The 8,583-nt window shown below is 37.3% G+C and carries 9 protein-coding genes; 2 read left to right on the top strand and 7 right to left on the bottom strand.

Features of this window, described 5'->3' with window-relative positions:
• Together BUA16_RS16700 and BUA16_RS16695 are read right to left on the bottom strand one after the other, a co-directional pair.
• The coding region (locus tag BUA16_RS16700; protein WP_245795589.1) for an IS3 family transposase at window positions 1–520 on the bottom strand (520 nt) is incomplete at its 3' end.
• Window positions 521–528: 8 nt separating this feature from the next.
• Window positions 529–840 carry a transposase gene (locus tag BUA16_RS16695; RefSeq protein ID WP_072765874.1) on the bottom strand — a complete coding sequence of 104 codons (312 nt, stop codon included), beginning with the start codon at window positions 838–840 and terminating at the stop codon, window positions 529–531.
• Between the two features lie 17 nt (window positions 841–857).
• On the opposite strand from BUA16_RS16695, the gene drmB reads away from it, so the two are divergent.
• Window positions 858–2,402 (top strand): DUF1998 domain-containing protein, encoded by a 1,545-nt coding sequence (gene drmB, locus BUA16_RS16690; RefSeq protein WP_072765873.1) that lies wholly within the window; start codon window positions 858–860, stop codon window positions 2,400–2,402.
• A gap of 107 nt (window positions 2,403–2,509) precedes the next feature.
• Here the strand turns inward: drmB and BUA16_RS16685 are convergent, their stop codons facing one another.
• From BUA16_RS16685 to BUA16_RS16665, 5 genes are all read right to left on the bottom strand, one after another.
• Window positions 2,510–2,821 (bottom strand): hypothetical protein, encoded by a 312-nt coding sequence (locus BUA16_RS16685; RefSeq protein WP_449371711.1) that lies wholly within the window; start codon window positions 2,819–2,821, stop codon window positions 2,510–2,512.
• A 113-nt stretch (window positions 2,822–2,934) separates the two neighbouring features.
• Window positions 2,935–3,216 (bottom strand): hypothetical protein, encoded by a 282-nt coding sequence (locus BUA16_RS16680; RefSeq protein WP_143150544.1) that lies wholly within the window; start codon window positions 3,214–3,216, stop codon window positions 2,935–2,937.
• 854 nt (window positions 3,217–4,070) lie between these two features.
• Window positions 4,071–4,553 (bottom strand): transposase, encoded by a 483-nt coding sequence (locus BUA16_RS19250; RefSeq protein WP_394333083.1) that lies wholly within the window; start codon window positions 4,551–4,553, stop codon window positions 4,071–4,073.
• Window positions 4,554–4,892: 339 nt separating this feature from the next.
• Window positions 4,893–5,171 (bottom strand): DUF4372 domain-containing protein, encoded by a 279-nt coding sequence (locus BUA16_RS19245; protein ID WP_084668548.1) that lies wholly within the window; start codon window positions 5,169–5,171, stop codon window positions 4,893–4,895.
• Window positions 5,172–5,357: 186 nt separating this feature from the next.
• Window positions 5,358–5,645 (bottom strand): helix-turn-helix domain-containing protein, encoded by a 288-nt coding sequence (locus tag BUA16_RS16665; RefSeq protein WP_072765870.1) that lies wholly within the window; start codon window positions 5,643–5,645, stop codon window positions 5,358–5,360.
• Between the two features lie 794 nt (window positions 5,646–6,439).
• Here BUA16_RS16665 and BUA16_RS16660 point away from each other — a divergent pair.
• Entirely contained in the window at window positions 6,440–8,443 is a 2,004-nt protein-coding gene (locus BUA16_RS16660; RefSeq protein WP_072765869.1) for a thioester domain-containing protein, read from the top strand.
• Window positions 8,444–8,583: the final 140 nt, after the last annotated feature.

Raw genomic sequence — 8,583 nt, 5'->3', positions numbered from 1 at the left:
CTATAACCTGTTTCTGCTTAATAGAAAAGGAAAAAAGGTCGATTAAAATTTTACGGGTGTGTACATCTATTACAGATAGCAAATAAGCGTTTTTACCGGCATTAGGAATCCAAACCATTTTTATATCCATCTCCAGACATTCAAAAGGTCTAGAGGTATTTACTTTTCTAAACTTAACAAACTTGCGTCCCGAACCACTTCTATCTATCCGGTCTTCTAGTTTTAATAGGTTTGCTTCTTTCATTATTCTATAAAGCTTTTTATGGTTTATAGTATAGCCATCCCGCTTTAGGTATGAAGTCATTAACCGATATCCACAATCTATAAATGGATGTTTTAATATTGATTTTACCGACTCAATAACACCATCCTGGCTAATCGGGCCTTTTTTGCTGTGATAGGTAAACTTGCTTGGTCTATTCCCCTTCTTGCCATTGGTGGGCTTTCTATAGTAACTGCTATGTACCATTCCCACCATATCTATTAGTTTGGTCTTGCTGATTTTGTGTTTGGCGTGCATCCTATCCACTAGATCTTTCTTGGATCGGACGTCCCAAACTTTTTTTTAAGAAGTTCTCGTTGCACTTCCAGTTCAATTTCCTTATCACTAAGCAACTTGCGAAGCACACGATTTTCCTCTTCTGCTTCTTTCAGTTCCTTGCTCTTAGTGTCATAGGGCACTTTTAAACCTGCTTCCCCTTTATGGTCGAACTTCTTCTTCCAGTTGTAAAAAGTGCCAGTGCTGACCCCGTATTTACGACAGGTTTCCACAATGCCTATTTCTTCGGAACTGGATAATATCTCCAACTTCTGCGCTAAGGTCCATTTCTTATATTTCATATCTCAAATGTATAAATTTGAAATTTAAAATATCACTCCGATCTTATTGGGGGCTAAAGTACAGGGATAAAAAAAGAAAGTTCTATGATTTGGAACAAGTTCGTTTTGTTCTAACATCGCCAAATGGAGAAATTGCCGATATACCTTGGGATAAATGGTCATTTCTCAGAAGCAGAAAAAAGGAGGATAATACAGAATCAACCCAAACCCCAATTGAAGAAGAAATTATCACACTTGCAAATATTCAAGTTCCGGATGATGTGATTTTTGAGTACAAAACGTCCGACAAAATAGACGATTTGAAAGGTATATGGATAATTGCGAAAAGAAAAGATGGAGAACAAATAAACTTTACAACACTTTCGGGTTTGTTTAGTCTAAGGGTAAAAATTCAAGAACTGATTCCTAACACAAAGGAAACAGATATTTTGTTCAAACCCGTGATTCGATCAAGTAATAGCATTTATTATCCAAATATTTTGTCGAGTATTTTCATTCCTGCCAATGATGAGCTAAATGAGTTTTCAATCAACTTGGTAAAAGAAGAATACAATGACGGAAGTAATGCCGAAACCATTTCGAAGAATCTAAAACGCTATAAAAATATAGATATTGATGCTGAAACCATTCAGAAACTGATTGACAACAATTTTAGCGAAAGGAATCTTGAAATTGCAAAAACCGAAAACCAATACAGATTTGACGAATATAAATTCATCACTGAAAAAGATAATGATAGAATTGAAGATAAATTGATTTTCAACAAAATAGAAAATTCTTTTTTTCAAAGTGATTTGATAAAATCCATTTACAAAATGGATAAAATAAAAATTTCGTCAGTTCAGACTTCATACACAAGACAAGAGCCAATTGCATCAAATGCAATTTTAGAAGACGAAGACCCTGAAAAAACTACAATTGAAAGTATCGTCAAAAAATTCACTTCTACTTATGGTAAAACAACAAAATATTTACCAGCGATTGAAAGTTTTGGAGAGGGTGTATTTTTTGAATTTAATAATAAAATCTTGGATGAATGGATTAAAAACAACCCTAAAATACAAGAACGAATTTCAATTTTAATCGGAAACAAACAACAGTTTGAATCAACATTTAATGAGGACTTTGACTTAAACCCAAAGTATGTTCTCATTCATACATTTTCGCACTTAATTATTAAGGAATTGGAGTATTTGTGTGGTTATCCATCAACTTCAATTCAAGAACGACTATACATTGACGAAAACCCTGAAATGAATGGAGTTTTAATTTACACAATTGCAGGTTCTGAGGGAAGTTACGGTGGCATAACATCAATTTGTGATGACGACAGAATAGGAAAACTAATTGAATCTGCAATGATTCGTGCAATAGACTGTGCGACAGACCCAATTTGTTACCATACTCACGGACAGGGTGTGGCAAACTTGAACCTTTCCGCTTGTTTCAGTTGTACATTATTGCCCGAAACATCTTGCGAAAATTTCAATTGTTATCTTGACAGACGAATTTTAGTTGACAAAGATTATGGCTATTTTAAAGACTTGATAAACAAAATATAAAAGGGCGATTGCATAATTGAGTGGATGGCTCCGCCATCTAATGACGGAGTGCACCCCTCACACCACCGTACGTACGGGTCTCGTATACGGCGGTTCGATAATGAAACTTAACGTTTGTAGTATTCCAATAAACTAACATAACCTTTCCTCTTTAACCGTTTTACGGTGATCGTAGTTCGTAGTATTGGGCTTTGGGCTACAGCCCATCCCCCCATTCTGGTACGGCTCCAAGCGTAGGCTTGGTCTTGGTCAATGCCCAGACGGATCAGGTTTTTCCGTTTCCGTTCGGGTTTCTTCCAATGATGCCAAATACAATACCTCAGTCGGTTGCGCAGCCATTCTTCCAGCTTTTTGAGCTTGGTGGCTATTTCGGAGTGATGGTGCCACCTGTTTCGGTCAAACAGTAAACTTCTCCCCATTCGTAAGACAGGGTAAATGTATTTCTTAGTTATTTACGATGCTATCTTTTTAGTGTTATAAATTTAATCGGGCGGCATCCATCAATGGCGCCCTAAAAATACGTTTTGTAAATTTACGGATTGGTTTTCGTACGGAGTGATTTTTGCCCTGGATATTGGGACTCGATCATATCAATTCCCAGTGGGGCGATCATCAATGACGGTGGTGCAATGAAAGAAAGTTCTCCGTTGCTTCCCACAAACCTACGCTGTTTAAAATCTATCAGTCCCTTTTCCTTCATTTCCCTTGCTATGCGGGTCGCATCGTTCGGATCCATGCAAATATGGGTTATTCGTGAATAACCCTTTTCCCTGTTCCTGTAAAGAAATTCTAGTACGCATTGGTATAGTTTCATAGCTGAATAATTTTAGTACTTAAGTGCGTTCATATTCTACAAAAGAAACCATTTAACCTATAAAAGCATTTAATTATCTGTTAAAATTCCTACATAATTAATAAGTATTATCAATGTAGCAATAAAAATTGTAGGATAAGCAAAAAAAGTATTGCGTAATTCGCAAAACTACAATTAACGAATCGTACCTCTTACGAAGAATCCTCAAAAATGTCAAAGACAAGGGCTTGGTTGTCGGAGCGGGTGGGAACAAGAAAGCCCTTGCTGCGATGTTATGAGGATGGTAACGAGGCGGAACATCGTGAAGTACTGGATACCTCCCGCAAGAACATGGCTGATTTTTAGCTATAGCTTCGGGACCGCAAACTCCTCTAAACTCAGCGCTAGCAATCCTACTTATTTGTCTTTTGATTTTTATAAATCAGCTTTAATACCATAAAGGGTAATACCGATCCTATTAATAGGATCGATCAAATATTGATTTGTACAAAGAGAAATTCTGCAATCTAGGAACTCTGAATGAAAATTTAAAAATTATTCCTTAGGGTACGTTTTTGTACCGGTCTTTTTACATCGACGTCAATTTCTGATAATTTAGATTTTTATAAGGAAGATGTATGAGCTGCTGATTGAATATTCTTCTTGAAATCAACTTCTTTATTAAAATCTTCAAGCCCCCCAACATAAAAAGAATGTAAAAGTTTACTAATGGTAAATTGCTCTCCAACAATACCAAAGTCCAATTTATATAAGTTATCTTCTCACTAGTGTCCCATTAAAATTTTGACGTTTTAAAAATCAAATAAATTTGGCCCATTAAGCCTAGTTCGTTCTTTGTCATTTTGAAATTTAGTTTAGCTAAAGAGTTCTCGAAGATTCGTTTTATCTGTCAAGGATATACTTAATATTTGGAGTACTTCATATGTGCTTCTATCAAGTTTCATATCGTGTTGTGCGATTGTCATCAAGCAGTAGGTGCTTAGAGCAGCATTTATCTGGATTCGAACGGCATTCTCGGTAGTACCACAGAATTTCTTGATTTTAAGGCGCTGCTTCAGCCATTTGAATAACAGTTCCACCTGCCAGCGGTTCTTATAAAGTTCTGCAACCTGCAGCGCTGAGATGTGGGTGGCATTTGTCAAGAAGACAAATTCACGGTTTTGTTCCTCATCCCAGTATCTAACCATGCGAAGCGATCCTGGATAGTACTTTTTCGGATAAAAGCCTATTAAATCAATTGTCACATCAGAAAGTACATTCCTGGGTAACCTGCGTTTCCATTTGATGGTTTTGTATTGAAGGTTCTTCTTTGCCCTGACAACGAAGTAGGCTCCTATCTGATGAATCTTTTACAACATCTTAAAGCTATTGTAAGCTCGGTCAAATATATAGAAAGAGTCTGGCTCATAAGGGATCTCTTTCATAGCCTTTGAATCGTGTACAGAAGCTTCTGTAATATGAAAAAATGTCGGAATCTGTGTTTCTATATCCTACAATGTATGCACTTTGATACCGCCTTTTTTCTTACGGAACTTTGCCCACCAAAATACGGAAAGGCATAAGTCAATTGTCGTTGAATCGAAAGCGTAGACGTTACCACCGAGATTAAAAATATTAGTGGTACGCTTCTCTCTTGCATGATTTACCTAGTAGTAAGCATACTCTTCGAAGGTATGTTAGTCCCTACCCGGATTGGCTCTTTCCAAAGATGATTTTGAGACATTTTTACCCATCCCTAGATGGTAAGTTTTGGAGTGATGAGCGTCCAGAGCGACAATCAAACCTCTTAAACTTTCACGAGTAGAAAGCTGGTAGAACATCAAAGCAAACAGTTGATTCCAACAGCTAAAATGCTTTACATATTTGTCTCCTTCATATTTGGCGACAATACGATTGAATTTACTCCGATTAAGAAACGAGACCAACAGAGCGAAAACGTATTTATCTTGGAACATATGGATGTCAGATACATCTGACACAAAACTATGTCTTTCAAGTCCGTTCGCTTATAGAACCTCTGTAACTAACTATATTTCAAACATTTCAAAGAACTATTTTAAACTTTAATGGGACAGCAACGATATCTTCTGATTTCCCAAACAAAAAAAGTGCGCTTTTAAATTTCCCTCCAGACATTTTTATTATAGTAAATCAAGGTCTTGTAATTTTCTGCCGAATTCATCATCCACGGCAAGCTTTTTAAAATCATCCTCCAAATTAAGTACCCTTAACACATTAAAATAAGAACCTATGCCAACAGCTGAGTCACTTTTTACAATTCTGTAAAGTGTGGTACGATTAATCCCAGCCCGTTCAGAAACTTGCTCAGTCGTTAGCTTTCTTCGTTTTCGCGCAAGCTTTATATTTTCACCTAACTGCTCAAAAACCTTCAGATACTTCGGTAGTATGATTGCTCTCTTTGGATTCATTTTGTTGCATATTAAAAATAAATACACCGTTATTGTGGATAATATTCAACATTTGTAGTTTTAGACTATGTATAGTAGCTTTAATCAAAACCATGAAATGGCCGTAAAATAGGAATACCACATGTATTTCAATTCCGACCGCCAAACGAAAATACCTTAAGCGAACTCAAAGAAAAATACAGCTGGTTATCAGATAGAGATTCCCTGAAGGATGAATTAGACCCTAATCTAGAATTTGTATAACTTTCGGCACATCCTGGATACTCTTTCCTGAATTAACTACATCTACAGCCATTATTTTAAATGACTTTTCGTAATGTCTTCTTTCTAGGTTCATTTTTGTTTAAGTTAAGGGTTTTAAGCTTAACCTACTCTCCAAACAAATGTAGCAACTTCAGTTTTCTACCTCCATCAGGAGAACTAAAAGCAAATGCTGTGAATTAATTTAAAAGGAACGATGTTCTTAACTAAAAAAAACTCTTATTCCCTTTTAAATTCTCGCGCAACTTTTGAGATTGATCCTGAGCAATACCTGGGAAATTAGTTTATTCTAATTTAATTCCATTTCCACTTTAATCTACCAAGACCTCAACTCCCAAACTTACCTCACCTCTTAATAGAATACCCTAACCAACTACATATCAACGAAGTTTTACGTATTCTGTCTTGTTTTTTTATTGTTTGGAACTTATAATTATAATTTAATTACCTCCCCCAATTATAGAATTACCTCCCCACTTTATCAGAATTGACTCGCCCATCTTAGAAGAGTATTAATAATAAACACTATAAAAATGAAAAAAATTACAACCTTACTAATGGTGGTCTCCTTCGTGTTCCTATCCTGCGAAACCGAACCATTGAAAAGTGATGGCGTAGACGGTGTAAATGCCATGTCGAAGTCATTAAGCTCTGACAATTGTACGGTGAATTTATCACCGAATTTACCTGCTAAAGTTACTGCCTGTGCTGATGCGAAGCCAGGTAGTGATTCGTATTTAGATCTTAGTATAGCCGACGGATCTCTTGAAGGCGATTATGCGGCATGGTGTATAGATGTTTCAAGAAGCTTGGAGGCAGGAGAATGTTTTGAAGCAAATGTATTCTCAAGCTATGAAGTTGTACCGGATGGTGTGGTTGATAAGCCCGAAAATTTGGATTTGATCAATTGGATTCTAAATCAAAACTTTGTTGGAGAGCTCAGTGCAAATGGAGTGGACGCCTATACCATTGGCGATGTACAATGGGCTATGTGGGAATTGATTGATGACGCTAACTGCGTTAGTTGTACTTATTTAAATCCTTATGACACAGTAAGAGCGAACGAAATTGTTGCATTGGCTATAGCTAATGGTGAAGGATATAAGCCAGCTGAAGGTGGTGTATTGGCAGTTGTACTTCAACCAACAGATGGGAAGCAAGTGGTGATAATACCTTATATTGTTGAATGTGAACCAGAAATTCCATGCGACCCTTGCGATGGAAAAGTCACAGAGCTTACACTGAAAAACAATGGAGATGATGCTTTAATAAAAGTAGTCCAAAAGAAAGATGACATAGCCGTTTTCGAGGACAATGTGGTCTCTGGGGCTACATTTAGTTTTTCTGGAACAGATAAGAATGGGACTTTGGGTACAGAGATCATCATATATGTAAACGGAGTTGAGCATACCAGAATTCATACTAGTTGTTCGAAACCCATTGGGCCAGGATTAATAAGTGGCGATTTTGAGGTTATTCGCGGAGCAAGCCTCAAGGGGGGAGAATTATGTCCAGTAGATACTCCGCCAGGTGGTGAAGATTGCGATGAATGTGATGGAAAAGTCACAAATCTCACACTACAAAACAATGGAGGTGAAGCCTTAATAAAAGTTGTCCAAAAGAAAGATGACATAGCCGTTTTCGAGGACAATGTAGCCTCTGGAGCTGCATTTAGTTTTTCTGGAACAGATAAAAATGGAACACTGGGCACAGAAATCATCATATATGTAAACGGAGTTGAGCATACCAAAATTCATACTAGTTGTTCGAAACCCATTGGGCCAGGATTAATAAGTGGCGATTTTGAGGTTATTCGCGGAGCAAGCCTCAAGGGGGGAGAATTATGTCCAGTAGATACTCCGCCAGGTGGTGAAGATTGCGATGAATGTGATGGAAAAGTCACAAATCTCACACTACAAAACAATGGAAGTGAAGCCTTAATAAAAGTAGTCCAAAAGAAAGATGACATAGCCGTTTTCGAGGACAATGTAGCCTCTGGAGCTACATTTAGTTTTTCTGGAACAGATAAAAATGGAACACTAGGCACAGAAATCATCATATATGTAAACGGAGTCGAGCATGGTAGAATTCATACTAGCTGCTCTAAACCGATTGGTCCAGGGCTCGAAATGGGGAATTTTGAAGTTGTTGGCGGTGCCAGCCTCAAGGGAGGTGAATTATGTCCGGTCGATGTCCCCTCTACCCCGACAAGTGGTGGAGATTGTGGTGAATGTGAAGGCAAAGCTATCAATTTGATAATACAAAATAATGGAGGTGATGCTTTAATAAAAGTGGTGCAAAAAAAAGATGACATAGCCGTTTTCGAGGACAATGTAGCCTCTGGAGCTACATTTAGTTTTTCTGGAACAGATAAGAATGGGACACTAGGTACAGAGATTATTATATATGTAAATGGAGCTGAGCATACCAGGATTCATACTAGTTGCTCCCAGCCACTTGGACCAGGACTTGTAAGTGGCGATTTTGAAGTTCTTGGTGGAGCAAGTCTTAAAGGAGGTAAATTCTGCCCTCTATAGGACCGATAATCAGAAACTCGTCATTTACTTAGGCGAAAATCTAATTGATAGTTTATCTATTATAAAGCCACCCTTAAACCGGTGGCTTTTAAATTTATAATTAGTTACTTTACTGAAACCGCGTTTAACAAATTGTAAAT

Source organism: Arenibacter nanhaiticus (assembly GCF_900141935.1).
Lineage (GTDB): Bacteria > Bacteroidota > Bacteroidia > Flavobacteriales > Flavobacteriaceae > Arenibacter > Arenibacter nanhaiticus.
This window is presented reverse-complemented; position numbering and strand designations above follow the sequence as displayed.